A 25,805-nucleotide genomic window follows, 5' to 3' on the forward strand; every position below is an offset into this window, starting at 1 on the left:
TAGCGTCGGGATCATGCGAAACATGGCGCGACGTGGAATGCGGTGCGCGGTCGGTCTCATCCTGGGATCCGCCGCGGCCGTCGTCGAGCTGGCCTTCACCCTGCTGGCCGGCCTGGCCCTGCTGCCCGTGGTGGCTTGGCCGAACGGCCGTCGCGCCATACTCCGTCCTCTCTACGCGGGCGCGCGAAGACTCGCGGAGTGGGAGCGGGCCCGGCTGAGGATCTGGCTGAGCGTGCGCCTCCCGCCCGTTCATGAGGACGCGCGGGCGTTACGGTACGTGGCCTGCCGTTCGCCCCTCGGCCTCCTCGGTGCGGTCGTGATACTGGCGGTGGCCGTCGGCTTCGCCTACAGCACGCTGTGGATGTACGCCTGGTTGCTGACCGACGTCCGCCATCCCGGTTCGATCGTCGCCAGCAGCCTCGCCGGGATGTTCCTGCTGTTCCTGGCGGCGCAGGGTGTCTACGGAGTGGCCAAGCTGGAAGGGAAGCTGGCGCGCCGCCTCCTCGTGCCCCGCCACGAGGAGGACCTGGAGCGGCGCATCGCCGAGCTGTCGGCAAGCCGGGCCGCGGTGGTCGACGCGGTGCACGACGAGCGGCGGCGCATCGAGCGGGACCTGCACGACGGGGTCCAGCAACGCCTTGTCGCCCTGGGCATGTTGCTCGGCCGGGCCCGGCGCAGCGAGGACCCGGACCGTGCCGACCGGTTGCTGCGCCAGGCCCACGAGGAGAGCCGGCGGGCCCTGGACGACCTGCGCGAGGTGGCCTGGCGGATCTACCCGACCACGCTGGACGAGGCGGGGCTGCGGGCCGCGCTGGAGACGGTCGCCGAGCGGGCGTCCGTGCCGGTGCGGGTGCGGTACGACCTCGCCGAGGAGCCGGAGAGAGCCGTCGCGACCGTCGCGTACTTCGTGGTCTGCGAGGCCGTCACGAACGCGGTCAAGCACGCCGGGGCGAGCCGCATACTCGTCGGTGTGGGAGCGGAGGAGGGCATGGTGTACGTGTGCGTCGAGGACGACGGCCGCGGCGGCGCGAACGCCTCGGGGAGCGGGCTGTTCGGGCTGGCCCGGCGGGTGAATGCCCTGGACGGCTGCCTCAAGGTGGTCAGTCCGGTCGGCGGCCCCACCAGGGTGACCGCGGAGCTGCCGTGCGCGTGATCCTGGCCGAGGACTCCACCCTGCTGAGAGAGGGGCTGGTCCGGCTGCTGGCGGAGGAGGGGCACGAGGTGCTCGCCGCCGTGGGCAATGCCGAACTGCTGCTGAAGGCCGTCGCCGAGGACCCGCCGGACGTGGTCGTCGCCGACGTACGGATGCCGCCCACGCACAGCGACGAGGGCCTGCGGGCGGCCCTGGAGATCCGCGAGCGCTGGCCGGGGATCGGGGTGCTGGTGCTGTCGCAGTACGTGGAGAAGCGGTACGCGACGGAGTTGCTGACCGGTGAGTCGGAAGGAGTCGGATATCTGCTCAAGGACCGTGTGGTCCAGGTCGACGAGTTCCTCGACGCGTTGGAGCGAGTGGCGCGTGGGCGGGCCGCGTTCGACCCGGAGGTCGTGCGGCAGTTGCTCGGCCGCACGACCCATACCGACCTGCTCGGCCGGCTGAGCGCACGGGAGCGGGACGTGCTGGCCGAGATGGCGCAGGGGCACACCAACGCGGCGATCGCGCAGCGGCTGCACATCTCCCAGAGCGGGGTCGAGAAGCACATCAACGCGATCTTCGACAAGCTTGAGCTGGGAGGGAGTGAGGGCTACTCGCGCCGGGTGCTGGCAGTGCTGCGCTATTTGGGCAGCTGAGCCCAGGGAAGCGTTCCTGAGAGTTTCCCGGGAAAGAGACCGGTCCCGTGCGGCGCCGGGGTCAGCCGCAGCAGCCGCCACCGCAGCAGCCGCCGCCACCGCCTCCGCCCGCGCGGGGTGCCGGGGCCGGGGCGGAGGCCGAGCCGCCCACCGCGACCGTGGAAAGGAGCTTCACCGTGTCGTCGTGACCCGAGGGGCAGGCCGCGGGGGCGGAGGACTCCGCCATGGGACGGCTCAGTTCGAAGGTGTCGCCGCAGGTCCGGCAGCGGTACTCGTAGCGAGGCATGAGCACAGGTTAACCGGCGTGCCGCGGCTGTCGTAGGGGCCTGGGAGCCGGGTCAGTGGCCGGCGGCTCCCCGTTCCTCGCGGATCAGAGAGACCACGCGGGCCACCGCCCGGCGCACCGCTTCGGTCTCCGTGAGGAAGTGCCAGTAGTCGGGGTGGCGGCCCTCCAGGGTGGCGATGGCGCGGTCCAGGCGGGACACCGCGTCGTCCAGGGGGCGGGCGTGGCGCGGGTCGGGGGTGTTGCGGCCGGCCATGGCGAGGCGCTGGGCGTCGCGGATGGCGAAGCGGGTGCGGTCGATCTCCTGCTGGGGATCCTTCTGCACGGCGTTCAGGCGGTGCAGACGCTCGCCGGCGGCCGAGACGGCCTCGTCGGTGGTGTTCAACAGGGCCCGCACGGTCGACAGCAGGGCCGTGGCGTCGGCCCAGCGCTGGTCGTCGCGGGCGGCCTGGGCCTCGGCCAGCTTCGCCTCGGCCCGGCGGACGTTCTCGTCGGCGACGTCGGGGACCCTCTGGAGGTCCTGCCAGCAGGCCACGGTGAAGCGGCGGCGCAGTTCGCTCAGAATCGGCTGGACCTGCTCGGAGCGGGTGGTGAGGGCCTGGGCGCGGGTGCGCAGGGAGACGAGCCGGTGGTCGATCTCGGCGGCCCTCTCCGGCAGCCGCTCGGCCTCCACGCGGACCGCCTCGGCCTCGCGTGTGACCTTCTCGGCCCGCTCCAGGGTCCGGGGCACGCCGTGTTGTCCGGCGCCCTGGTTCAGCTTGGTGAGCTCCGGGGAGAGGGCGGCGAGCCGGGCGGCGAGATCGTCGGCCTTGAGGCCCGAGGCGCGCACGGTGTCGAGGGCGTTGGAGGCGGCCAGCAGGCCCTGGCGGGCGCGTTCGACCGCGGGGGCGAGGCGGGCCAGCTGGGTCTCGGCCTTGCCGAGCAGCGGGCCGAGGCCGTCCGTGAACCGGTCCAGCTCCAGCTTGACCTGGCCGAGTTCCTCCTTGGCGGCGGTCAGCTCGGTGCGGGCGCGGGAGGCGGCCGAGGCCTCCAGGTCGTCGCGGTCGAGGTCGTGGGCGTCGACGGCGTTGATGTACCGGCTGCTGGCCTCGTCGATGCGTCGGCCGAGGGCGTCGAAGTCGGTGACGGCGCGCCGGGCGGCGGGCGAGTCGTCGACGGCGGTGATCGTCTCGATCGAGATGCGCAGGTCGCGCTGGGCGGTGTCGAGCTCGTAGAAGGCGGCCGCGGCGGCGTCCTTCGCGGCCTGTGCCTCGGCCCGCTGGCTCTCGGCCCGGCCGCCGAACCAGCGCCTGGTGCCCCCGCCCGCGAAGGCGGCGGGCAGGGCCAGCGCGGCCAGCAGGGGCAGCACCGTCAGGGCGAGCGTGTCCCGGAGCGGGCCGGGGGTGTGGGTGAGGCGGCGGCGCGGGCGATGTGCGCGCGGCACCGACGGCGAGTACGGCTGCGCTGGTGTCGCCGTCACATCCCTCTCCCGTGCTGTGGTCCACCCTGCCCGGTGTCATTCTCCCACCGGTTAAGGACGAACACACGGGTCGATCAGTTCGCCGTTCGGACCGTCACTTTGCCGTCGCCGGTCCGGGCGGACACCACGTGCGAGCTGGTCTCGTCGCGCGGGACGGACACATCCACGCCGCCGTCACCGGTCTCGGTGGTCACGCGGTAGGTGGCCCGGGGCAGGGCGATGCTCACGGAACCGTCGCCGCTGCGGGACTCCACGCGGTCCGGCACGACGCCGAGTTCGAGGCGGACCGAGCCGTCACCGGTGTGGGTGCGGACGTCACGGGAGGAGACGTCCGCCCGGATGGAGCCGTCGACGGTGCGCAGGTTCAGGGGACCGGTGGTCTCGGTGACCCGGATGGACCCGTCGCCGGTGCGCAGCTCCAGGGGGCCGGTGGTGTCGGAGACGCGGACGGAGCCGTCGCCCGTGCGGATGCTCAGCGGGTCCCGGAAGCCCCGGGCGCGCACGCTGCCGTCGCCGTCCTGGACCTTCACGGTGACGCCGCGGGGCACCTCGATGCGGTGCTTGGCCGAGCAGTCGACGACCACGCCGGAGCACTTCAGCCGCAGCACCAGCCGGTCGTCCCGCATCGACCACGTGACCTCGGGGTCCTTGCCGACGACGACCGACCCCTGGAACCACCGGGTCACCTTGACCTTGCCCGCCGGGTTCTCGTCGGCGGCGACGATCTCCAGGGCCGAGTCGTCGGAGTCCACGGTGAGCGTGCGGCCCTGGAGGTCGAAGGAGCGGCGGTCGGGGTCCTTGTCGTCCCCGGCGGACGCCCCGCAGGCGCTGAGACCGGCGACGAGAACCACGACGGCACCGGCGACGGCGGCCGCGCGGGCGGAGACGGAGCGGGTGGTGCGGGCGCCGGTCCCGGCCCCGGTCCCGGTGCCGGAGCCAGTGGTGCCGGTGGTGCCTGTGGTGCGACTGGTGCGGGCCATGACGATCTCCCCCTGGGCGGACGACGGGCGCTCTCGGGCGCTCTACGACCGTATGGATCCGGGGCCCGCCGGGGGATCCGGGCCGCTCCCGGATCAAGGGTGGGGTTAACCCCCGGCACGGTGCCCGATACGGGTTTGCGGGACCGTGCCCCGGGCAATGTAGGCTGTCGACTCGTCCTGGGCGCGTGGCCCGGGACCCGGGTGCGTAGCTCAGGGGTAGAGCGCCTGCCTTACAAGCAGGATGTCGGCGGTTCGAAACCGTCCGCGCCCACCGGTGGCGAAGAGCAGATCAGAGGCCTCCCGGGACTTCCCGGTGAGGCCTCCTCCGTTTCAGGCGGCCGCGCTCGGTGCCCCGGGCCGACACCCGTCCAGCGCGTTCCCTACGATGTGCGTCGTGAACAGCCCCGGACAGCGAGCCGTGCGACCAGCCGTGCGGCGGTGGCATGTGCTGTGTGTGCTGGGGCTGTTGGCGGGGCTGCTGGGGATGCACGGGCTGGCGCCCGGTGGTGGTCTCCCGGAGCGGACGCACGCCCAGCCGACGCAGGCGCAGCCGACGCATGTGCTGCAACCTCAGGTGGCTCAGGCCCCGGCGGTACAGCACCACGCTGCGGCGCACACGCACCCGCAGGTCATGCCCTACGGGCACTGCGGTGACGGACACGTGCAGCATGCCGACGCGACCTGTGCGTCGGGGGCTGTCGGTGGTGGGCCTGTGCTGCCCTTGCTCGTTGCGGACCCGGTGCCCGTCTCCGTACGGCAGGACGCCGTACGGGCGTACGCGGTCGTGGATCCGGACGGTGCGCGCGCCCCGCCCTCCCTCTCCGAACTCCAGCTTCTGCGGATTTAGACACCTCGCACGCTCCGTGCCGGCGCCGAGGCCCGGTGCGGTGCGTCGCCGTGTCCCGAATCCGTTTTCACAGGCATGCGGAAGCATGCCGGAGCAAGCAGGAGTTCACGCATGACCAGCATCCGTACCCTGACGCGCCGGGCCGCCCTCGTGGCGGTGGCGGGCGTCGCCACGATCACCCTCTCCGCCTGCGGCGGCGACAGCAGCGGCGGCAGCGGGCACCGGGCGCACGCATCCGCCGGCTCCGAGGCCTCGGCCGGAGCGCACAACGCCCAGGACGTCTCCTTCGCGCAGGGCATGATCCCGCACCACCGGCAGGCGCTGGAGATGGCGCGGCTGGCCGACGGCCGGGCCTCCTCCGGCGTGGTCAAGGACCTCGCCGCGCGGATCGAGAAGGCGCAGGACCCGGAGATCAGGACCATGACCGGCTGGCTGAAGGCCTGGGGCGAGGACGTCCCCGAGCCCGGCGCCGGCATGGACCACTCGGGCCACGCCGGCATGCCCGGGATGATGAGCGACGAGGACATGGCCGAGCTGGAGAAGTCCTCAGGCAAGGCCTTCGACGCGAAGTTCCTGGCCTTGATGGTCGAGCACCACGAGGGTGCCGTGGAGATGGCCGACGTGGAGAAGGACAAGGGTCGTTACGGACCCGCCAAGGCCATGGCCGACGACATCGTCACCGCCCAGAACGCCGAGATCAGCGAGATGAACAAGCTCCTCGGCAAGGGCGGGAACGCGAGCTGACCTGCCGGCCGCTATGAGGCTCCGCCGGTCTCCTCCGGCGGAGCCTCGTGCGCGTGCTTCAGCTCCGAGCGGGCCGCCACCCGCTCGGGGCCGGTGAGTTCGGACCAGTAGCGGTGGGTGCTGACGAACACCGCGAGTTCGTGTTCACGCCGCCGGAGCTTCTCGACCTCGGCCTGTTCGTCGGCCGTCCAGCCGGGGGAGGCGGGGCGTTCCACCTTGCGCCAGCCGTTGTCGTCGCTGAAGCCGTCCAGCGGCTCCACCGACCAGGGGAGTCGTTTCAGCAGGGCCGACAGCTCGGCCCGGACCTGATGGAGTTCCTCCTGACCGGCGAGGAGGTCACTCGGAAAGTCATAGGTCGTAGCCACGGCACAATGATACGCCTGTTCGAATTGAGCAGGCGAGTTTCTTCCGTGGTTCAGGCGAACGTCCCGTGGTTCATGCGAACGGGGGTGGTGGCCGCCTCTCGGCGACCCTGGCAGGAGTCGCTGTCGTGCGAGGGCCGGAAGGGTGAGACTGGGGGCATGTGCCGGAGTATCAAGACGCTTCGTCCGCCCGCGCTGCCCGAAGAGGCCACGCCGGAGGACATTCGGGCTGCCGCGTTGCAGTACGTGCGGAAGGTTTCGGGATTCCGTGCCCCCGCCGCTCACAACCAGGAGGTGTTCGAACGCGCCGTGGAGGCCGTCGCGCAGGCCACGGCCGAGCTGCTGGACGGCCTGGAGGTACGAGGGGCCGCAGCTCGCCAGGCGAGCTGAGCAGCCCGGTCAGGGCGTCTGCGGGTCGACGGGGTGAGCTGAGAGGCCCGGTCAGGACGCCCGCGGGTCGACGGGGCGAGCTGAGAGGCCCGGTCAGGGCGCCCACGGCTCGCCGGGCCGTCAGGACGCCCGAGGCTCCCTGCGCATCAGGTACGCCGCGCCCGCCCCGGCCGCGAACAGCGCCCCCACCGACACCGCCGTCGCGAGCCAGCTCGCGCCCAGCCAGCGCGCGCCGAAGTAGCCGAGGGCGACGCTGTATCCGGCCCAGGTCAGGCCGGCGAGGGCCGACCAGGGGAGGAAGTCGCGGGCGCGGTGGTGGGCGGCGCCCGCGCCGAGGGAGACGACCGAGCGGCCCGCGGGGGCGAACCTGGCGAGGACGACGAGCGCGCCGCCGCCCCGCGCGAGCGCCGTGCCGAGACGTTCCTGCGCGGTGGTCAGGCGCCGGGACCGGGCGATCGCCCGGTCCAGACGGTCGCCGCCGCGCCAGGCGAGGCGGTAGGCGACCAGGTCACCGAGGACGGAGGCGGTCGCCGCGCACAGGGTGAGCACCAGGATGTCGGGCACGTCGGCCGCCGAGCCCGCGGCCGCCGCCGTGGCCGCCGTGATCACCAGGACGCCGCTGGGCAGCACCGGCAGGAACACGTCGAGCAGGACGGACAGGGCCACCACCGCGTAGATCCATGGGCTGCCGACCAGCGACCCCACCTGCTCCAGCACCGCAACTCCCCGTTACTCCCCCGTGGGCCAACCGTGCCGCGATGTCGCGGGGGGAGCGGCAGGAGTGGCCATGACAGCCATACAGCGTACGCCCGGGTGTGACGGGTGGATCACGGGGGGCTCATGTGTTCGGTGCGGACTCGCCCCGCCTCGCCCGGGTCGTCACCCGGCTGCCGTGTTCCGGGGAGCGGCGGGCGCGGGTGTCCCGTAGCAACGGAAAGGGGTCGTGACCACGCACAAGGTGAGGAACGGTACACACCATGCTGGCAGGAATATGCGCGAGCGCCGTCGCCACCGCCCTGTTCGCCGGTGGCCCGGGCGGTGCCCACGGCTACGCGATGCGGACGGACGCCCGGTTCGCCCCGCCCGGCGCCGCCGACCGGTCGCCGGCGCTGACGTACGACAGGAGTCTCGTCCCGACGGCCTCGTGGATCGAGGTCGGCCAGCGCACGGCACGCGGCGGCGCGACGACCGTACGGCTGAGGGTGACCGGCATGAAACCCGGGCACGCCTACGGCGTCCATGTGCACCAGAAGCCCTGCGGTGCCGACCCGGAGGCCGCCGGCGGGCACTACCAGCACCGGCCGTCGGGCGATCCTCACCACGTCGGTCCGCACAACGAGGTCTGGCTGGACTTCACCGCCGACCGGCACGGCGCGGGCGCGGCGAGCGCCCGGCACGCCTGGGGCTTCCGGCGGGGCGAGGCGTCCTCGGTCGTGATCCACGCCGTGCCGGGCGGCGCGGGTGCGCGGGTGGCCTGCTTCACGGTGCCGTTCGGGTGGGCGGTCGTGAGCGGGTAGCGGACACGGAGAACGGCGCCTCCCCCATGTGGGAAGGCGCCGTTCTCCGTCGAACCGGCCGGGCCGCTCAGGCCGCCACCGGCGTCTGGTCCGCGGACCGCTGCCCCTGCGTCGACGTGCGCTTCGCCAGCAGCCGGTCCAGGCCGAAGGCGCCGGAGCCGGTGAAGATCAGCAGGAACATGGCCCAGCAGAACATGGCCGCGCCCTCGCCGTTGTTCTCGATGGGCCACAGGCCCTGCGGCTGGTGGACCTTGAAGTACGCGTACGCCATGGCGCCCGAGGAGATGAACGCCGCGATGCGCGTGCCGAGGCCCAGCAGGACCAGGGTGCCGCCGACGAGTTCGATGACGGCCGCGTACCAGTTCGGCCAGGCGCCGGTCGCCGCGGTGCCGCCCTTGCCGTCCGCTCCGCCGAGGACGCCGAAGAGGGCGACGGCGCCGTGGCAGGCGAACAGCAGGCCGATGACGATCCGGAACAGCCCGAGCGCGTATGGCTGGGCGCTGTTGAGCCGTGCGGTCATGTGGGGGTCTCCTTCGGTTGGCCGGCCCGGGGAAGGCCGGTCGGGGACAGAACCGGCGAGTAACCCACGTTATGTGTGCCTAATTGATGCTTGCAAGTTCAACATTTGGCCACTGCTTTACCTCTGGCCGGGGTCCGATTTCGGCCTCAGCTGCACGTAGAGCGGTTCTCGCCACCGCGTCCGCGTCCGAGAGAGTGACCGAATCCACACCTGGACGCGCCCCCGCCGCGGTTACCCAGTGGACGCCTTCTGTCGGCACCCCGAAGGCCAACCGCCTTGTGTGTGCAACTCCTTGACGGTCAATCAGATGGTAAGGGCGCCGGGTCACATCCAACCCCCCTGTTTCGTAACCGTCCACGGTGTGCGGGCGGCACTGCCCCGTCCGCAGCAGGCCGGCGAGCAGTTCGTCGGCCGTGCGCCGCAGGTCGGGTTCGGGCAGCCGGGCCTCTATGAGCGTTCTCACACGGACGGCCGAACCCGGCACATCGGGCGAGTACGCCGTCCAGGCCCCGTCCGCGTCCGCCACCTGGAGACGCGGCCCGAGCACCCGCACCACGCCCGCCTCCACCAGGGCCGCGAGTTCCTCCACGCGGCGCCGGGGCGGGCCGATGGAGAGGAACGCGTTGAGCGGGGTGTACCAGCGGTCCAGGTGGTCCCGGCGGGAGACGCCGGCGAGGCCGCCGTGGTCGACGATCAGCCGGAGCTCGTTGCGCAGGTCGCGCAGCACGTCCAGGGCCGCCTTCAGCGGGCCGCGGACATTGCCCAGGGCGGCCTGTGCGGCGTCCTGGCGCAGGTACGACAGCAGCCAGTCGCCCCACTCGCCGGGGTGCGCGAAGTCCCGTCCGGCGTACGGGCGGGAGACCCGCTCCCAGCACCAGCGGCCGGCGTCGGGCACGCCGAACTCGTCCAGCAGCAGCGCCTCTTGGGGGTCGCCGTGCGGGACGGCCAGAAAGCGGTCGGCGAACTCCCGGCCCCGTCCGCCCTCTCCCGCTCGGGCGGCGGACGTCTCCGCCCGCAGCAGCGCGCAGTAGTAGACCGTCTCCACCTCCTTCGCCACCAACGGCCATATCTCCGCCAGGAAGTCCGGCGCCTCCCCGGAGTCCGCGCGCTTGCGGAAGCCCGCGATCACCTCCGGGGTGAGGACGAGCGGGACGTGCCGGCCGTACGGACCCTTCTCGTTGTCGCCGCGCGCCTGGTACGGGATGCCGCGCCGCGAACCGGCGTAGAGCCGTGGCTCGCGGCCGGAGGGGAGATAGCGCAGGCCCCGGGCGTCCCGTACGAAACGGCCGCCGCGGCCGGTCGTCAGCAGGGCCGTGTGGTCGAAGAAGTTGAGTCCGAGGCCGCGCAGCAGGACGGGTTCGCCCGGGGGGATGGCGGACAGGTCGACGTCGGCCGGGTTGGCGGGCGGGATGTGGCGCAGGCCGTGGCGGGCGGCGTGGGCCGTGAGGCGCCGCTGGGTCCGGTCGGCGGTCGTCGGCAGGTGGCCCTGGGCCAGGACCACCGCGGACAGGCCGGTCAGCGTGCGGCCGTCGTCGAGGGTGAGGGCCTGCCGGCCGTCGGGCATGTCGTCGAGCCGTGTCGCGCGGGCCCGGTGCGTCTCGACGCGCACGGTCCCCGGCGCGTCCCGTACGACCTCGGCGAACACCCACTCCAGGTAACGGCCGTAGTCGGCCCGGGTCGGGTACTCGTCCGGGCCCAGTGTGCCGCGCGCCCACTCGTACAGGCTCGGGCCGGGGCGGATCGGGCCCGAGCAGTCCACGCTGTCGTCGGTGAACAGGGTCACCTGGCAGGCCACGGTGTTCATCAGCAGCTCGGACGACTGCGCGGTACGCCAGACCCGGCCGGGGCCCGGCGGGTCCGGGTCGATGACGTGCACCGTCAGCCGGGTACCTGGTGGGAGGAGTCCCGGGGCGGAGGCGCAGAGACGCTCCAGGACACTGGTGCCGCGGGGCCCGGCACCGACCAGGGCGATGGAGACGGCCCCGGCCGCTACGGAGTCCTCCGTTCTCCCGGCCGGTGAGGAGGCTTGGCCTGCCTGGGCTGGTGCGGGCGCCTGGCCTGTCTCGGCCGGTGCGGAGATCTGGCCTGTCTCGGCCCGTGCGGGCGCCTGATCTTGCTCGGCCGGTGTGGGTGCCTCGCTTTCCGCGGCTGGTGCGGGCGCCTGGCCTGCCTCAGCCGGTGCGGGCGCCTGGCCTGTCTCGGCCGATGCGGACTTCTGGCCTGCCTCGGCCGGTGCGGGTGCCTGGTTTTGCTCGGCCGGTGTGGGTGCCTCGCTTTCCGCGGCTGGTGCGGGCGCCTGGCCTGCCTCGGCCGGTGCGGGTGCCTGGTCTTGCTCGGCCGGTGCGGGCACCCGGCTTTGGTCGGCCGGTGTGGATGCCTCGCTTTCCGCTGCCGATGCGGATAGCTCGGCCTCCTCGGCGGGTGCGGGTATCTCGCCTTCCGTGGCGGGTGCGGGTACTTCCCCTTCCCCGGCCGGTGCGGGTATCTCGCCTTCCCCGGCCGGTATGGACGCCTCGCTCTCTTCGGCCGGTGTGTATTCCTCGGTTTCCTCGGGCGGCGCAGACAAGGGTGGGACTCCCGGGCGTGTGGGGCGCGTGTCGGCGGTCCGCTGGTGGGGAAGCGGACGGTCCGCCTCATCATGCCGTCGCCGGGAGCGGGAACCGGGCCCGCGAGGAAGGATTGACGCCCGCTGTGGGATGCGTCACGAGCATCATGGGTCACAGTGGCGACAAGCGGGCGGAACGGGTGGGTTACGGGGCAAGCTCGGAGTCCAGGAGCGTGGTCAGGCGAGGGCCCGCCCCCTGCCGCGCCTTCGCCTGCTCCAGTCGCAGCCGGGCCGAACGGCCGCGCAGGGTCAGGGTCATGAGCTGGTTGCCGAACCAGGGGCCGCCCGTCTTGCGCCAGCCGACCGGCGGGCGGGGCAGCCGGCCGTGCCGGGCCAGGCCGCGGCCGATGCCGCGCGCCACCGCGCTCCAGCCGACGCGGAAGGCCAGCCGGATCGACAGCGGTACGGAGTTGTGGACGGGGGAGCAGACGAGCTGCACCACCCGGGCGTCGGGGCCGTCGCCGGGCCAGGTGGGCTCGGCGACGTAGGCGTGGTGCACGTCCCCGGACAGCACGCACACCGTCGCCGGCGCGTCCCGCCCCGAGCCGGCCTCGGCGATCAGCTCGGCCAGCCCGGCGAAGGACTCGGGGAACGCCGACCAGTGCTCCAGGTCGGCGGCCCGCCGCACCTTCTCGCCCCACCGCGCCCAGCGGGCGCCCCGTTCGCCGCGGCACAGCGCCGCGTTCCAGCCCTCGGCGTCGTGCACCAGATGCGGCAGCAGCCAGGGCAGCGAGGTGCCGAGGAGGAGGTGGTCGTACGTCTCGGGCGTGCCGAGCACCTGCTCGCGCAGCCAGGCGTCCTCGCCCGGGTCGAGCATCGCGCGGTCCTGCTCGGCGAGGACGCGAGCCGCCCGGCTGTCCACCATCACCAGCCGTACGCGCCCGAAGTCGCGCCGGTAGCTCCAGCGGGCCGTGGCCGGGTCGGCGTCGGCCCGGGCGGCGAAGGTGCGCAGCACATCGGTGCCGTCGGGGACCTCGCGGACGGCGCGGTACACCGGGTCGGCCGCCAGCTCCTCGGGCGAGAGGTTGCCCAGGTGCTGGTGGACCCAGTACGACATCAGGCCGCTCAGCAGCCGCTCCCGCCACCAGTCGGTGGCCCGCATGTCGGCGAGCCAGGCGGCGGAGGTGTTCCAGTCATCGATCACGTCGTGGTCGTCGAAGATCATGAAACTGGGCACCGTGGACAGCAGCCAGCGGATGCGCGGGTCGAGCCACGACTCGTAGTAGAGGTGGGTGTATTCCTCGTAGTCCGCGACCCCGCTGCCCGGCGGTTCCCGCAGGTCGCGGCGGGCCGCCAGCCAGCGCTGGGTGGTGTCGGAGGTCTCGTCGGCGTACACCTGGTCACCCAGCAGCAGCAGGACGTGCGGCCACTCGCCCTCGGCGTCGGCCGCGAGGCGGGTGGCCAGGGCGTCCAGGGCGTCCGGGCCGACCGGGTCGTGCCCGCCCGCCGGCGGGGCGGCCCAGCGGCAGGAGCCGAAGGCGACCCGGAGGGCGCCCTCCGGGCCCGGCGCGTGGATCGCCGAGGGCGGGAAGGGGGAGTCGGGCAGCGGCCACACCCGGGCGCCGTCGAGGAAGACCTCGTAGGCCGTGGTCGTACCGGCCGTGAGTCCGGTCACCGCGATGAGCGCGTAGTGGTGGCCCGCGACCTGGAAGGTGCGGGCCGTGCCGCCGGCGCCGTCGGCGCAGCGCACCTCCGCGGCGCACGGACGGCTCGTCTCGACCCATACGGTCGCGGACGAGCCGTCGGTGTACCTCAGCAGTGGTCCGAGGCGCAGTCCGGCCATGTCGATCCCCTCTCCGTCGCCCCGTACGGTACGGAACGACGGAGGTCAGCGGGGAGGTTCCGGGCCGAAATCGGGTGTGTCAGCAGCTCGCGAGGTAGTTCTGGAGCGCGGACTTCTCGGCCGAGTCGACCGAGAGGCCGTAGTAGTACTTCACCTGCACCCAGGCGCGGACGTAGGTGCAGCGGTACGCCGTCCGAGAGGGCATCCAGGTGGCCGGGTCCTGGTCGCCCTTGGCCTGGTTGACGTTGTCGGTGACCGCGATGAGCTGCGGGCGGGTCAGGTCGTTGGCGAAGGACTGGCGGCGGGACGTCGTCCAGGAGTCGGCGCCGGAGTCCCAGGCCTCGGCCAGCGGGACCAGGTGGTCGATGTCGACGTCGGAGGCGGCGGACCAGGTCGCACCGTCGTAGGGGGAGTACCAGCTGCCGCTGGTGGCGGCGCAGGAGGAGTCCTGGACCACGTTGGTGCCGTCGCGCTTGAGGACGACCTCGCGGGTGTTGCAGGCGCCGGACTGGGTGATCCAGTGCGGGAAGAGGTCGCGGTTGTAGCCGGTGCGGTCCTCGGTCGCCACGGTGAGCGAGGCGAGGTAGGAGCGGGCGGTGGCGCCGCTGACCGGGGTGGGGAGGGCGGCGGAGGCCGTGGGGGCGCTGAAGAGGGCCACGGAGGATATGAGGGCGGTGAACGCCGCGGCCACGCTCAGCCGTCGACGCGCGTAGAACCTGGGCATGCGAACTCCCTGGGGAGAAGGGGGTGTTGGCGTGCGAGCGAGGGAATGCTCGCGGTGCCGTGTTGCGCACAGGTGTGCGTCCGGTGAGAAGTTAGTGACGCGGTCATGACATGACAAGCTTCAAGGCGGAACTTTCCGCTCCAGGGGCGTCGCGTACCATGGACGGCGCAGAAGGGGAGTAGCTCTTCGCCGGACCGTCGACATACTGCTCAGCCCGCCTGAGCCGGCGCCCGGAGCAGGTCCTTTGCCGGACCCGCCAGCGAGACCTTCGGCAAGCAGTGCACGCCCGTGCCGTACGGCACGGGCGCCGAGTGTGCTGCCGTGCCGAGGTGTCGCGTCGAAAATTTTCGACAAGGCTCAGCACTCTCGGTGGGGCAGCCCCGACCGATTGAGGAACCCTTGATCAGCCTGACCGTGACGGCCGTCGTCTTCGGCGTCGTCTTCCTCGCCGAACTGCCGGACAAGACCGCCCTGGCCGGACTCGTCCTCGGCACCCGGTACCGCGCCTCCTACGTCTTCGCCGGTGTCGCCGCCGCCTTCGCGCTGCACGTCGCGCTCGCCGTCGCGGCCGGCAGCGTGCTGACGCTGCTGCCGCAGCAGATCGTGCACGCGCTGACCGGTGTGCTCTTCCTGGGCGGGGCCGCGATGCTGCTGCTGAAGAAGGGCGAGGGCGAGGAGGAGGTCCGCAAGCCGGAGAACCAGTCCTTCTGGAAGGTCTCGGGCGCGGGCTTCATGCTCATCCTGGTCGCCGAGTTCGGCGATCTCACCCAGATCATGACGGCGAACCTGGCCGCCCGCTACGACGACCCGCTCTCCGTCGGCCTGGGCGCGGTGCTCGCGCTGTGGGCGGTCGCCGGCATCGGCATCGTCGGCGGAAAGGCGCTGATGAAGAAGGTGCCGCTGCGGCTGATCACCCAGATCGCGGCGCTGGTGATGCTGGGGCTCGGGGTGTGGAGTCTGTGGGAGGCCGTGACCGGCTGAGCTGAACAGCGGGTGAACGTCCGCAGGGGCCCCTGGCGCGATGGCCGCATGTTTTGTACCGTGGGGGAACAAAGTGGCCTCCGCCCGTTTTCCCTGACCGGCGGGCGGGGCCGCCTTGTTCCTCCGGGGGCCATCCCGTCCCCTCTCCCGCGCCCTGAGCCTTGGAGCTGCCGATGACGGCCACCGCCGTGCTCACCGCCCGCGCCCTCCTGCTGGACATGGACGGCACCCTCGTCAACTCCGACGCCTCGGTCGAACGCGTCTGGCGGCGCTGGGCCGAGCGGCACGGGCTCGACGGGGACGAGGTCATGAAGGTCGTCCACGGGCGGCAGGGCTACGCCTCGATGGCGCTGCTGCTGCCCGACCGGCCGATGGAGCAGAACCACGCCGACAACGCCCGGATGCTCGCCGACGAGACGGCCGACACGGACGGGGTCGTCGCGATTCCCGGGGCGCCGGAGTTCCTGGCCTCGCTGCGGGGGCTGCCGCACGCCCTGGTGACCTCCGCCGACGTGCCGCTCTCGACGGCGCGGATGGCGGCCGCCGGGCTGGAGCTGCCCGAGGTACGGGTGACCGCGGAGTCCGTCGGGGCGAGCAAGCCCGACCCGGAGGGCTTTCTGAAGGGCGCCGCCGAGCTGGGGATCGCCCCCGCGGACTGCGTGGTGTTCGAGGACTCCGGCGCCGGGATAGCGGCCGGGCGCGCCGCCGGGATGACGGTGGTCGGGGTCGGACCCCGGGCGGCGCTCCACGAGCCGGACGTGGTGGTGGAGGACCTCACGAAGGTGCGCGTGGAGGCCGCCGGGGACGGGACGATCCGCCTCCACGTCGGCTGAGGGCCCTGCGCTTGAGGGGCCGTGCGCTTGAGGGGCCCTGTGCTGGGCCTCGGTCAGCTGACGTGGGCCGCGATGGTGCGGGCGCACTCCAGTGACTCGGTGTGCGTCGTGTCCACCTCCACGTCGTAGCTCACGCCCTCGTGCACGATCCGCGCCTGTGACGCGGCCATGCCCCGCACCCGGTCTCCCCGTGCGATCTCACGCCCCGCTGCGACGTCCCCGTCGCACCTGACGCCGACCCACAGCACGGCCAGTCCGGCCAGGGCCTTCTCCCACCGCTGCCGGGACGCCGGTCCGCCGAGGAAGACGTCGTCGACGACGACCCTGGCGCCGGCGCGGGCCATCGCGGCGATGCCCTCCGTCCAGGCCGCGTCCAGGGCCTGGAACTGCGACCCCACGCTCACGCCGCCGTCCGCCGCGAACGTGATGCCCTCGTCCGAGCCCCGCATCCTCGCGGGCATCGCCTCGACGAAGTCGTCCACCCCGAAGGCGAGCCACGGATCGGGCAGGACCTCCTGGAGGCACCGCACGATCCCGGACTTGCCCGAGCTCGATCCGCCGTTGAGCACGATCACCTGAGTAGTCACGGCGTCACAGTAGGGCGGCCGGGCCGGTCAGGGCTCCCTGGTTTCCGACTCCAGCCTCGCCCGGGTCTCCCGGTCGTAGACGCCGAGTTCGTCGGTCTGGATGCCGCGTGACCACTGGTACGTGCGGACCGCGTCTTCCAGCCGGTCGTCGTAGGAGCCGTCGGCGTCGTCGTCGTAGAGGTACAACTGGCGCAGGCGCAGCTGGAGTTCGGTGACCTGCGGGCCCCGGTCGCCGCGGCGCAGGACGGCGGGGCCGTCGTTCTGGCGGTCGTCCGGGGACGTGTGCCCGGGGGCGGTCGCCGTGGCGGACGTGGGCGGTGCGGAGGGGCCGGCCGACCGTGACGGGCTCGGTGAGGCGCTCGGCGTGGACGGCGAGGGCGACGGGCTCGCGGTGCGGGACGGTGGCGGGGGCGGCGCGGCGGGGGCCGGCGGTGCGGCCGACGCGCTGGTCGCCGGGGGCGTGGACGCCGCGCTGCTCGACGGGGCGTCCGGCACGCTCGCCCGGATGTCGTCCGGCAGCGCGGTGTTCCGGGACGGACTCTCGTAGGAGAACAGCCCGCTCGCGTACCCCGCCGCCGTGACGACCGCGACGCAGGCCGCGACGGCGGCGAGCAGGACCGTACGGCGCCGCCGTCCCGGCCTCCGGCCGGACTCACCCGGATCCTCCGGACGCCGATCCGGTCCCGCACCGTCGAACAGCCGCAGGTCGGTGACGCTGGGCTCGGACGTGCCGGGGGTCAGGGGCGCCGGTATCACCGAGGTGGAGGCGGTGACGGGCACGGCGGGCAGCACGGCGGTCACGTCCGCGTCCGCGTCGACGGGGCGCACGGGGAGGGTGGCCTCGGCCGGGGAGGGGGGCCGAGCGGCACTTCCGGTGCGCGGGGTCTGCGCGGGTGGGGGCGTGTCGGGGGCATCCGCGTGGGGGCGGTGCGGGGTGCCTTCGATCGGGCGCGTGGGGTGCTCGGGGTGCGGGGAACCGGTGTGCGGGGCTGTGGCGCGGGTGTTCGCGCGCTCCGTCGCCCGCGCGGAGTTCCCGGTGGGTGTTGTCCCCGCCGGGTCTCGTCGGGGTCGCCGCGCGGCGGCATCGATCGCAGCGTTCCGCGTGGGGTGCTCGGGGTGCGGGGAACCGGTGTGCGGGGCTGTGGCGGGGGTGTTCGTGCCCTCCGTCGCCCGCGCGGTGCTCTCGGCGTGTGCTGTTCCCGCCGGGTCTCGTCGGGGTCGCCGCGCGGCGGCATCGATCGCAGGGTCCCGCGTGGGGTGCTCGGGGTGCGGGGAACCGGTGTGCGGGGCTGTGGCGGGGGTGTTCGTGCCCTCCGTCGCCCGCGCGGTGCTCTCGGCGTGTGCCGTCCCCGCCGGGGCTGGCAGGGGCCGTCCCGCGGCGGCCCCGGCCGCAGCGGGGTGCGGAGAACCCGTGCGCGGCGGCGTGGCGGGGGCGTTCGCGTGGCCGTGGCGTGGGGCGCTCTCGGATGCCCGGGCCGGGGCCTCGGTGGGTGAGGGCGGGGCAGGGGCTTGGCGCGAGGTGGCTTCGGCCGGCCGCGTGGGAGCCGCGTGCGGGGGCGTGGTCCGTTCGTCCTGGGACGGCGGCTGTGCGCCGTCCTCGGGGCGTGAGGCGTGCGCGGCCGGGGCGTTCGCGGGTGCCCGCGGTGGTTGCTGTTGCCGCGGCCCCTCGTCCCCGTCCGGTGTCTGCGCACCCGGCCCGGAGGGCCCCTCGGTGTCGATCGCCACATACGGGCGGATCCGCAGCGGGTCGAAGTCCTCCGCTGCCGCCGCCTCGGCCGTGCGGGCGTCGCGCAGGGCCTCGGAGGCGCGGTGCGTGCAGGCGCAGGACGGGGTGTTGTCCGGGTGTCTGGGCGCGCCGCACTCCGGGCACGGGTGGCCGTTCGGCGGTTCCACGCGTTCCTCCCTCCCCTCGCGAACTTCAGAGATTATCCAGATCTTCTCCACAGTGCGGGGGACGAGCCCCCGGAACGACAGCTTCCAAAAGGGCCCGGCAGGCCATAACGGGTCACAGCGGTCACGATGGAAAAGGTCACAGAACCTCGGGAGGTCGTATGGCCGGGGACGCGCACGCCGCCGGAACGTCGCCCCAGGGTGTCGCCGCCCAGGAGCAGGTGCCCGGGAGCGTGCTGGTCTCCATCGGCGCGCTGCTCCTCGGCATGCTGCTCGCCGCCCTCGACCAGACCATCGTGTCGACCGCGCTGCCCACCATCGTCAGCGACCTCGGCGGCATGGACCATCTGTCCTGGGTGGTCACCGCCTACCTGCTGGCGGCGACCGCGGCGACCCCGCTGTGGGGCAAGCTCGGCGACCAGTACGGGCGCAAGAGACTGTTCCAGACCGCCATCGTGATCTTCCTGATCGGGTCCGCGCTGTGCGGGGCGGCGCAGGACATGACCCAGCTGATCGCCTTCCGGGCCGTGCAGGGACTCGGCGGCGGCGGGCTGCTGGTGCTGTCCATGGCGATCGTCGGCGATCTGGTGTCCCCTCGCGAACGCGGCCGCTACCAGGGTCTGTTCGGTGCCGTCTTCGGCGCGACCAGTGTGCTCGGGCCGCTGCTCGGCGGGCTGCTCACCCAGCATGTGAGCTGGCGCTGGGTGTTCTACGTCAACCTGCCGGTCGGGATCGTCGCGCTCGCCGTGATCGCCACCGCCCTGCGCATCCCGCGCACGGCACGGCGGCACGTCATCGACTACCTCGGCACCTTCCTCATCGCGTCCGTCGCCACCTGCCTGGTGCTGGTCGCCTCGCTCGGCGGGACGACCTGGGGCTGGGGCTCGCCGCAGATCATCGGGCTCGCCGTCCTGGGCGTCGTCCTCGCCGTCGTCTTCGTCGCCGTGGAGCGGCGGGCCGCCGAACCCGTGCTGCCGCTGAAGCTCTTCCGCGTCCGCACCTTCACCCTCGCGGCGGTGATCAGTTTCGTCGTCGGCTTCGCCATGTTCGGCGCGCTGACCTACCTGCCGACCTTCCTCCAGATCGTGCAGGGCGTCAGCCCGACCATGTCCGGCGTGCACATGCTGCCCATGGTGCTGGGCCTGCTGCTGGCCTCGACGGCCTCCGGGCAGATCGTCAGCCGGACCGGCCGCTGGAAGGTCTTCCCGATCGCGGGCACCGGCGTCACCACGCTCGGGCTGCTCCTGCTCCACCAGCTCGACGAGCACAGCTCCACCGCCGAGCTGAGCGGTTTCTTCTTCGTCTTCGGGCTCGGCCTCGGCCTTGTGATGCAGGTCCTCGTGCTCATCGTGCAGAACGCCGTCCCGTACGAGGACCTGGGCGTCGCCACCTCCGGCGCGACCTTCTTCCGCTCGATCGGCGCCTCGTTCGGCGTCGCCGTCTTCGGCACGGTCTTCGCGAACCGGCTCGGCGACCAGCTCACGGACGCCTTCCGGGGAGCCCGGCTGCCGCCCGGCGTCTCCGTGGCCGGGCTGGAGGCCGACCCGCGCGGCATCACCGCCCTGCCGCCCGGCCTGCGCCCGCCGGCCCTGCACGCCTACGCCGTCTCCATCACGGACGTCTTCCTGTACGCCGCCCCGGTCGCGCTGCTCGGCTTCGTGCTGGCCTGGTTCCTGAAGGAGGACCGGCTGCGCGGCTCGGTCACCGCGCCCGACGTCACCCAGACCCTGGCCAGCAACCCCGTCGAGCGGTCCTCGTACGACGAGGTGTGCCGCGCGCTGTCGGTGCTCGGCACCCGCGAGGGCCGGCGCGAGATCTACCGCAGGATCACCGCCCGGGCGGGCTACGACCTGCTGCCCGCGGCGAGCTGGCTGCTGCTGCGGATCCGCCGGTACGGCTCGGTGGAGCCGGGCGTGCTGGCCGACCGGATGCCCGTGCCGCTGACCGTGATCATGGAGGCCGCCCGGCAGGTCGAGGAGCGGCGGCTCGCCGTGCGCGTGGGCCTCGACCTGCTGCTGACCGACCAGGGACGCGAGGTCGCCGAGCGGCTGGCGCGGGCCCGCGAGGAGTCCCTCGCCGAGCTGCTCGGCGACTGGTGGGGGCCGGACCGGCCGACCGACCTGGTCCGGCTCGTGCGGGAGCTGAACGACGAACTGTGCGGGTCGCGGCGCGAGCGGCCGAACGAGGCGCGGCAGACGGATCTGGTGGTCTGAGCTCAGGCCAGGCGCCTGCTGAACCAGTGCTCGGCGTACGGGTCGTCGTTGTACGGCCCGGTCTCCCGGTAGCCGAGCCGGGCGTAGAGGGCGCGGGCCTCGACGAGGTCGCCGCGGGTGTCGAGGACCATCCGGTCGGCGCCGAGCGCGCGGGCGGCGTCCTCGGCGGCCCGGACGAGCAGCGCGGCACCGCCCTTGCCGCGCATCGGCTCGTGCAGGAACACCCGCGTGAGCTCGGCGGTCGTGCCGTCCAGCAGCCGTACGCCCGACGTACCGGCCGGCTCGCCGTCGTACCGGGCGACCAGCAGCCGCCCGCGCGGCGGCGCGAGGTCCGCGCCCTGTTGGGCGGCGATCTCCCGCTCCAGCTCGTCCGGGTCGGTGCGGCGCCCCTCGTGCAGCAGGTACCAGCGGTCGCTGACCTCGGTGTAGTACGCCCGCCACAGGGCGGCGGCGACGGGGGAGTCGTAAGGTTCCGGGGCCACGGTCCAGGTCATGACCCGCATTCTCGGCAGCCGCCGCACCCGGCACGCAACCGAATAACCCGACGCACCCGGCCCGCAGCCGGACAACCCGCGCCCCGCGCCGGGCCCGGCCGCCGTTTGGGGGCCTGCTTCCGGGCTACCCGACCGGCGAACCGGCTCGCGAGGAGAGCCGGTTGGGCCGAGAACCCGGAAGGCATTCATGTCCACTGGCCTGATCATTGCTCTGATCGTGATCGCGGCGGTCGTCGTCATCATCGCGGCCGCCATGACCCTGCGCGCCCGAGGGCCTCGGCGCGGCCCGAGCCTGAAGCGGCGCTTCGGACCCGAGTACGACCGTGTCGTCGCCCGGCACGACGGTGACGCCAAGGCCGCCGAGCGCGAGCTGACCGAGCGCGTGCAGCGCCACGGCGACCTGCGGGAGCGGCCGCTGGAGCCGGCGCAGCGCGAGCAGTACGAGGCGCGCTGGACGGCCGCCCAGGAGCGGTTCGTCGACTCGCCGCGGGAGGCGGTCGCCGAGGCGGACCGGCTGCTCGCCGAGCTGGCCGGCGCCCGGGGCTTCCCGGACGGCGGGCAGTACGAGGAGCAGCTCGCGGCGCTGTCCGTGCACCACGCCCACCACGTGGACGGCTACCGGCGCGTGCACCGCGCGGCGCACCTGCGCCCGCAGGACGCCCGGGACGGCGGCACCGGTACGGAAGACATGCGCGAGGCCATGGTGGCGGCCCGCGCCCTGTTCGAGGAACTGGTGCGGCCGGCCCGCCACGAGGGCGGCGGCCACACCGGCGGACGGCACGAGAGCGGCCGGCACGAGAGCGGACGCCACCGTGCCGGACTGAACGGCGGCCGCAAGGCCCCGGCCACCCGCGGCGGGCACCTGCCGTGGGCCATGCACCGACGTCAGGCGAAGGAGAGTTGAGGCGATGACCGACATGACCCGACCGCCCGGCGACGGCACCCCCGCCCCGGACGCCCGCGGCGAGACCGCCCTGGGCACCGGCCACGGCACGGACCGCACCACCGGCGCACCCACCCCCGGTGTCCCTGCGGAAGACCGGCTCGGAACCGCCGGCACCCCGCACACGGCAGGCCGCACCGGCCCGCACGAGGGCGGCTCCCGTGAGGCCGGCTCCCGTGAGGGCGGCGGCTCCCACCTCCTGCCGCACGACGAGTCCGACAAGCTCGGCTCGCAGTTGCAGCACGCCGTCGCCGGTTTCGTCGACGGGCCCCGGGCCGCCGTCGAGGAGGCCGACCACGTGCTGGAGGAGATCGCGGCCCGCTTCACCGAGGCTGTGACGCAGCGCCGCCGCACCCTGCGGCACTCCTGGCAGTCGGTCGAGGGCGGCGAGGGCAAGCCCGTCTCGTCCGCCGACACCGAGCAGCTGCGGCTGGCCCTGAAGGACTACCGCGAGCTGGCGGAACGACTGCTACACGTGTGACCCGGGCCCGGGTGAGCCGCCCGGTCCCCGCGCCGCCCGGCGCTCCCGCCACTGCCGTACGACGTCCTCGACGTCGTACGGCTTTTTTCCCAGCGGGGGGCCGGGCGGCGGCCTGAACATCATCGCGCGGATCTTGTCGTTGACCTCGCCGATGATCTTCCTGACGATCCGCTCCGAGGGGGCCGCGAGGGCCGCCGGCAGCGCGTCCTCGGCCTCCTTGCGCAGGGCCAGCGCCGGCGGGAGCACGGAGAAGCCCTCGCGGGCCATCTTCCGCTTGACCCACCACAGTTCGTCGTACGTGCTCTCGACGTCGGGAGGGAGCGGCTCGCCCGCCCCCGGCAACCGCTCGAACTCCCCGCGCGCCGCCGCGTCACGGATCTGTTTGTCGACCCAGGACTCGAAGTCGACGCCGGGTGGCTTTCGCTCGGTCATGAGGCCATTGTGCCGGACACGGCGCAACTGGGCGTTCTATCATTCGGCGGGCTTGCAGACCCACAGGGACGTCTCAGGAGGAGCGCACGTGCTCGAACTCACCATGGCCGCCGTGTCCGCGGCGGAGGAGGGTGCCACGGCCGGCATGCTCATGGCCGACGCGCCCAGCGAGCCGGGTGCCGTGCTGCGGGTGGGCCGCGACAAGTCCCTGTGCCGGCTCGGCACGCCGGACGACTGGCTGTTCGTCTCCCGCGTCCACCTGGAGTTCCTGTGCGGAGCCGACGGGACCTGGCAGGTCACCTGGCTGCGCGGCTCCCAGCCCGACCCGTCCTCCGAAGTCCGCCTGACCGTCGGGGAGTACGCCCAGCCCCTCGCCTACGGCGGCACCGTCCCGCTGCCCCGGGGCGGCAGCGGCGAGATCATCGTCCAGGACCGCACCGCCCCGCGCAGCGTCAACGTGGGCTTCTACCACGAGGTGTGACCGCCGGCGCGGGGCAGCCGGGCGTCAGGCCAGCACCCGCGCCACCGCGAATCCGTCGTACCCCTTCGTGCCGACCGTCTGGATCGCCGTCCCGCTCAACCTCGGGTGACTGCCGATCAGTTCGATCGCGGCCCGGGTGCCCACCACGTCCGGGGCGCTGCTGTCCGCGTCGGTCACCCGGCCGCCGCGGACCACGTTGTCGAGGACGATCAGGCTGCCCGTGCTGGTGAGTTTCACGGCCCACTCCACGTAGTGCGGGTTGTTCGCCTTGTCGGCGTCGATGAAGACCAGGTCGAACGGGGGCGGGTTCTCGTCGGCCAGCTTGGGCAGCGACTCCAGGGCCGGGCCCACCCGCACCTCGACGAGCTTGTCGAGTCCGGCGCGGGCGATGTTGCGGACGGCGACCTCGGCGTGCTTGGGGTCGTACTCCAGGGAGATCAGCCGCCCGTCGGCGGGCAGGGCGCGGCCCAGCCAAATGGTGCTGTAGCCGCCGAGCGTGCCGATCTCCAGGATGTGGCGGGCGCCCTGGATCTGGGCGAGGAGCTGGAGGAGCTTGCCCTGGTTCGCCGCGACGCTGATGTGCGGAAGCCCGGCGGCGTCGCTGTCGCGCAGGGCTGCCGCCAGGGCCTCGTCGTCCGGGGCGAGGTGGGCGGTGAAGTAGGCGTCGACCTCGTCCCAGACGTGCGACTCGCTCATGCGGCTGCCTTTCTGTGCCTAGTTAGGGATGCTAACCAGCTGGCCAACGAGCGCGGGCGGGCCGGAGTTCCGCCCGGCGCCGGGAGACCCGCCGGAAGGCCTCTCCTCGCCGCCCGAGCACGATCGCCCCGGCCTTCGAGGCCGGGCGGCGGGGCGGCACCGGCCCCGCGGCCGCGTCCCGGCTCACGCCCGAAGGCTGTCCGCCGGCCGCGGCAGGGGTCAGGGAGTTCAGTTCCCCTGCGACGTCACCGAAGGCGCCGACCCGGGCAGCGGGCGTCCCGCCGACTCCGCCATGCGCCACACCGCGAAACCGCCGATCACGGCCGCGGCCATCATGTAGTACGCGGGCATCATCATGTTCCCGGTGGCGCCGATCAGGGCCGTGACCACCAGCGGCGTCGTGCCGCCGAAGAGGGACACCGAGACGTTGAAGCCGATGGAGAGGGACCCGTAGCGGACCTTCGTCGGGAACAGCGCCGGGAGCGCCGAGGGCATCGACGCCGTGAAGCAGACCAGCAGCAGACCGAGGGCGCCCATGCCGAGCGCGACCGCGAGCAGGCTGCCGTCGCGGATCAGCAGCAGGGCCGGGACGGACAGCAGCAGGAAGCCCGCGCAGCCGGTGGCGATCACGGGGCGGCGGCCGACCCGGTCGGTCAGCGCGCCGGCGAACGGCTGGACGATCATCATCAGCGCCATCACGCCGAGGACGACGAGCAGGCCGTGCGTCTCGTCGTAGTGGAGCTGGCCGGTCAGGTAGCTCGGCATGTACGACAGCAGCATGTAGTCGGTGACGTTGAAGACCAGCACCAGGCCGACGCACAGCAGCAGCGCGCGCCACTGGCCGGTGATCATCTCGCGCAGCGGCACCTTGGGGCGGTCGGTCTCGGCCTTGGCGGCCTCGGCCGCGAACGCCGGGGTCTCCTCCAGGCGCAGCCGCAGGTAGAGGCCGATGATGCCCATCGGGCCCGCGATCAGGAACGGGATGCGCCAGCCCCAGGAGGTCAGGTCGTCGGCGGAGAGCAGGGCGGTCATCAGCGTGACCAGGCCCGCGCCACCGATGTAGCCGGCGAGGGTGCCGAACTCCAGCCAGCTGCCGAGGAAGCCGCGCCGCTTGTCGGGGGCGTACTCGGCGATGAACGTGGAGGCGCCCGCGTACTCGCCGCCGGTGGAGAAGCCCTGCACCAGGCGGGCCACGAGGAGCAGGACCGGCGCGCCGACGCCGATCGTCGCGTACGAGGGGATCAGGCCGATCGCGAAGGTGCCCGCGGCCATCATGATCATGGTCAGCGCGAGGACCTTCTGACGGCCGACGCGGTCGCCGAGCGGGCCGAAGACCATGCCGCCGAGGGGGCGGACCAGGAAGGCCGCGGCGAAGGCACCGAACGTGGACAGCAGCTGCGCGGTGGGGTTGCCCGAGGGGAAGAAGACCTTGCCCAGCGTGACCGCGATGTAGCTGTAGACACCGAAGTCGAACCATTCCATCGCGTTGCCCAGCGCGGCCGCCTTCACGGCGCGCTTGACGAGCGCGGGGTCGGTGACGGTGGTGTCCGCGGCCTTCGCCGTGCGGCTCTTCATGACGGACGGGGGAGCGACGACCGAGGCAGTCGACAAGACTCGCTCGCCTACCTTTCGACGGGGACAGGGACGCGGTCCCGCGCGGCGGCGCTGTCGTACGGGCCGGAAAGCGACGATAGGCGGATTTGAACCGATTACGGACGGCACGCCTTCGTTGCACTGTGCACGCAAATGGTGCGTGCGCTGGTACGTCTGCC

27 protein-coding genes and 1 tRNA gene are annotated in these 25,805 nt (G+C 73.2%); 13 read left to right on the plus strand and 15 right to left on the minus strand.

What is annotated here, in order from left to right; genetic code table 11:
• Positions 1–13 precede the first annotated feature (13 nt).
• The gene (locus IE255_RS03815; RefSeq protein ID WP_229906273.1) at positions 14–1,153 is read left to right on the plus strand and encodes a sensor histidine kinase; all 1,140 of its coding nucleotides are present in this window, start codon (positions 14–16) and stop codon (positions 1,151–1,153) included.
• Positions 1,144–1,788: a response regulator transcription factor gene (locus IE255_RS03820; protein ID WP_190048648.1), complete on the plus strand. Its 645-nt coding sequence runs from the start codon at positions 1,144–1,146 to the stop codon at positions 1,786–1,788. The genes IE255_RS03815 and IE255_RS03820 overlap by 10 nt, the downstream gene beginning before the upstream one ends.
• 61 nt (positions 1,789–1,849) lie before the next feature.
• Here the strand turns inward: IE255_RS03820 and IE255_RS03825 are convergent, their stop codons facing one another.
• The 3 genes from IE255_RS03825 to IE255_RS03835 form a co-directional block, all read right to left on the minus strand.
• Entirely contained in the window at positions 1,850–2,074 is a 225-nt protein-coding gene (locus IE255_RS03825; protein WP_190048649.1) for an FmdB family zinc ribbon protein, read from the minus strand.
• 52 nt (positions 2,075–2,126) lie between these two features.
• A complete protein-coding gene (locus IE255_RS03830; protein ID WP_190048650.1) occupies positions 2,127–3,530 on the minus strand; it encodes a hypothetical protein in 1,404 nt (467 codons plus the stop codon).
• A 74-nt stretch (positions 3,531–3,604) separates the two neighbouring features.
• A complete protein-coding gene (locus tag IE255_RS03835; protein WP_190048651.1) occupies positions 3,605–4,510 on the minus strand; it encodes a DUF4097 family beta strand repeat-containing protein in 906 nt (301 codons plus the stop codon).
• Between the two features lie 199 nt (positions 4,511–4,709).
• On the opposite strand from IE255_RS03835, the gene IE255_RS03840 reads away from it, so the two are divergent.
• The 3 genes from IE255_RS03840 to IE255_RS03850 all read left to right on the plus strand — a co-directional run bounded on the left by IE255_RS03840 (position 4,710) and on the right by IE255_RS03850 (position 6,101).
• Positions 4,710–4,781, plus strand: a tRNA-Val gene (locus IE255_RS03840).
• Positions 4,782–4,895: 114 nt separating this feature from the next.
• On the plus strand, positions 4,896–5,357 hold the full coding sequence (locus tag IE255_RS03845; protein ID WP_190048652.1) for a DUF6153 family protein: 462 nt from the start codon (positions 4,896–4,898) through the stop codon (positions 5,355–5,357).
• Between the two features lie 111 nt (positions 5,358–5,468).
• Positions 5,469–6,101 carry a DUF305 domain-containing protein gene (locus IE255_RS03850; RefSeq protein ID WP_190048653.1) on the plus strand — a complete coding sequence of 211 codons (633 nt, stop codon included), beginning with the start codon at positions 5,469–5,471 and terminating at the stop codon, positions 6,099–6,101.
• A gap of 11 nt (positions 6,102–6,112) precedes the next feature.
• On the opposite strand, the gene IE255_RS03855 is transcribed toward IE255_RS03850, so the two are convergent.
• Positions 6,113–6,466 (minus strand): DUF8825 domain-containing protein, encoded by a 354-nt coding sequence (locus tag IE255_RS03855; RefSeq protein ID WP_190048654.1) that lies wholly within the window; start codon positions 6,464–6,466, stop codon positions 6,113–6,115.
• A gap of 156 nt (positions 6,467–6,622) precedes the next feature.
• On the opposite strand from IE255_RS03855, the gene IE255_RS03860 reads away from it, so the two are divergent.
• Entirely contained in the window at positions 6,623–6,853 is a 231-nt protein-coding gene (locus tag IE255_RS03860; RefSeq protein WP_190048655.1) for a DUF2277 domain-containing protein, read from the plus strand.
• Between the two features lie 120 nt (positions 6,854–6,973).
• Here IE255_RS03860 and IE255_RS03865 read toward each other — a convergent pair whose 3' ends face one another.
• The gene (locus IE255_RS03865; RefSeq protein ID WP_190048656.1) at positions 6,974–7,570 is read right to left on the minus strand and encodes a DedA family protein; all 597 of its coding nucleotides are present in this window, start codon (positions 7,568–7,570) and stop codon (positions 6,974–6,976) included.
• A 260-nt stretch (positions 7,571–7,830) separates the two neighbouring features.
• Here IE255_RS03865 and IE255_RS03870 point away from each other — a divergent pair, with 260 nt between their 5' ends.
• Entirely contained in the window at positions 7,831–8,370 is a 540-nt protein-coding gene (locus IE255_RS03870) for a superoxide dismutase family protein (RefSeq protein WP_190048657.1), read from the plus strand.
• A 67-nt stretch (positions 8,371–8,437) separates the two neighbouring features.
• Here the strand turns inward: IE255_RS03870 and IE255_RS03875 are convergent, their stop codons facing one another.
• The 4 genes from IE255_RS03875 to IE255_RS03890 all read right to left on the minus strand — a co-directional run bounded on the left by IE255_RS03875 (position 8,438) and on the right by IE255_RS03890 (position 14,002).
• A complete protein-coding gene (locus IE255_RS03875) occupies positions 8,438–8,890 on the minus strand; it encodes a DoxX family protein (RefSeq protein WP_190048658.1) in 453 nt (150 codons plus the stop codon).
• A gap of 79 nt (positions 8,891–8,969) precedes the next feature.
• Positions 8,970–10,862, minus strand: a complete 1,893-nt coding sequence (locus tag IE255_RS03880; protein WP_229906309.1) for an FAD/NAD(P)-binding protein — start codon at positions 10,860–10,862, stop codon at positions 8,970–8,972.
• A 778-nt stretch (positions 10,863–11,640) separates the two neighbouring features.
• Positions 11,641–13,278, minus strand: a complete 1,638-nt coding sequence (locus tag IE255_RS03885; protein WP_190048659.1) for an alkaline phosphatase D family protein — start codon at positions 13,276–13,278, stop codon at positions 11,641–11,643.
• A 79-nt stretch (positions 13,279–13,357) separates the two neighbouring features.
• A complete protein-coding gene (locus IE255_RS03890) occupies positions 13,358–14,002 on the minus strand; it encodes an HNH endonuclease family protein (RefSeq protein ID WP_190048660.1) in 645 nt (214 codons plus the stop codon).
• 399 nt (positions 14,003–14,401) lie between these two features.
• On the opposite strand from IE255_RS03890, the gene IE255_RS03895 reads away from it, so the two are divergent.
• Positions 14,402–14,983, plus strand: a complete 582-nt coding sequence (locus tag IE255_RS03895) for a TMEM165/GDT1 family protein (RefSeq protein WP_190048661.1) — start codon at positions 14,402–14,404, stop codon at positions 14,981–14,983.
• A 173-nt stretch (positions 14,984–15,156) separates the two neighbouring features.
• Positions 15,157–15,816, plus strand: coding sequence for an HAD-IA family hydrolase (locus IE255_RS03900; RefSeq protein ID WP_190048662.1), 660 nt, complete (start codon positions 15,157–15,159; stop codon positions 15,814–15,816).
• A gap of 53 nt (positions 15,817–15,869) precedes the next feature.
• On the opposite strand, the gene cpt is transcribed toward IE255_RS03900, so the two are convergent.
• Positions 15,870–16,403 carry a chloramphenicol phosphotransferase CPT gene (gene cpt, locus IE255_RS03905; RefSeq protein WP_190048663.1) on the minus strand — a complete coding sequence of 178 codons (534 nt, stop codon included), beginning with the start codon at positions 16,401–16,403 and terminating at the stop codon, positions 15,870–15,872.
• A 27-nt stretch (positions 16,404–16,430) separates the two neighbouring features.
• Positions 16,431–18,296, minus strand: coding sequence for a peptidoglycan-binding domain-containing protein (locus tag IE255_RS39000; protein WP_229906274.1), 1,866 nt, complete (start codon positions 18,294–18,296; stop codon positions 16,431–16,433).
• A 158-nt stretch (positions 18,297–18,454) separates the two neighbouring features.
• Here IE255_RS39000 and IE255_RS03915 point away from each other — a divergent pair, with 158 nt between their 5' ends.
• Positions 18,455–20,506: an MDR family MFS transporter gene (locus tag IE255_RS03915; RefSeq protein WP_190048664.1), complete on the plus strand. Its 2,052-nt coding sequence runs from the start codon at positions 18,455–18,457 to the stop codon at positions 20,504–20,506.
• A gap of 2 nt (positions 20,507–20,508) precedes the next feature.
• Here the strand turns inward: IE255_RS03915 and IE255_RS03920 are convergent, their stop codons facing one another.
• Positions 20,509–21,000, minus strand: coding sequence for a GNAT family N-acetyltransferase (locus IE255_RS03920; protein WP_190048665.1), 492 nt, complete (start codon positions 20,998–21,000; stop codon positions 20,509–20,511).
• 187 nt (positions 21,001–21,187) lie between these two features.
• Between IE255_RS03920 and IE255_RS03925 the strand changes: the two genes are divergently transcribed.
• Together IE255_RS03925 and IE255_RS03930 are read left to right on the plus strand one after the other, a co-directional pair.
• Positions 21,188–21,904, plus strand: coding sequence for a hypothetical protein (locus IE255_RS03925; protein WP_190048666.1), 717 nt, complete (start codon positions 21,188–21,190; stop codon positions 21,902–21,904).
• Positions 21,905–21,908: 4 nt separating this feature from the next.
• Positions 21,909–22,424: a hypothetical protein gene (locus tag IE255_RS03930; protein ID WP_190048667.1), complete on the plus strand. Its 516-nt coding sequence runs from the start codon at positions 21,909–21,911 to the stop codon at positions 22,422–22,424.
• Here IE255_RS03930 and IE255_RS03935 read toward each other — a convergent pair.
• Positions 22,413–22,856: a DnaJ family domain-containing protein gene (locus IE255_RS03935; RefSeq protein WP_190048668.1), complete on the minus strand. Its 444-nt coding sequence runs from the start codon at positions 22,854–22,856 to the stop codon at positions 22,413–22,415. The genes IE255_RS03930 and IE255_RS03935 overlap by 12 nt on opposite strands.
• A gap of 88 nt (positions 22,857–22,944) precedes the next feature.
• Here IE255_RS03935 and IE255_RS03940 point away from each other — a divergent pair, with 88 nt between their 5' ends.
• Positions 22,945–23,337, plus strand: coding sequence for a hypothetical protein (locus IE255_RS03940; protein WP_190048669.1), 393 nt, complete (start codon positions 22,945–22,947; stop codon positions 23,335–23,337).
• Between the two features lie 24 nt (positions 23,338–23,361).
• On the opposite strand, the gene IE255_RS03945 is transcribed toward IE255_RS03940, so the two are convergent.
• Positions 23,362–24,033 (minus strand): O-methyltransferase, encoded by a 672-nt coding sequence (locus IE255_RS03945; protein WP_190048670.1) that lies wholly within the window; start codon positions 24,031–24,033, stop codon positions 23,362–23,364.
• A 228-nt stretch (positions 24,034–24,261) separates the two neighbouring features.
• Positions 24,262–25,644, minus strand: coding sequence for a glycine betaine/L-proline transporter ProP (proP, locus tag IE255_RS03950; RefSeq protein WP_190048671.1), 1,383 nt, complete (start codon positions 25,642–25,644; stop codon positions 24,262–24,264).
• Positions 25,645–25,805: the final 161 nt, after the last annotated feature.

The organism is Streptomyces lomondensis (genome assembly GCF_014651035.1).
Taxonomy (GTDB): Bacteria; Actinomycetota; Actinomycetes; order Streptomycetales; family Streptomycetaceae; genus Streptomyces; species Streptomyces lomondensis.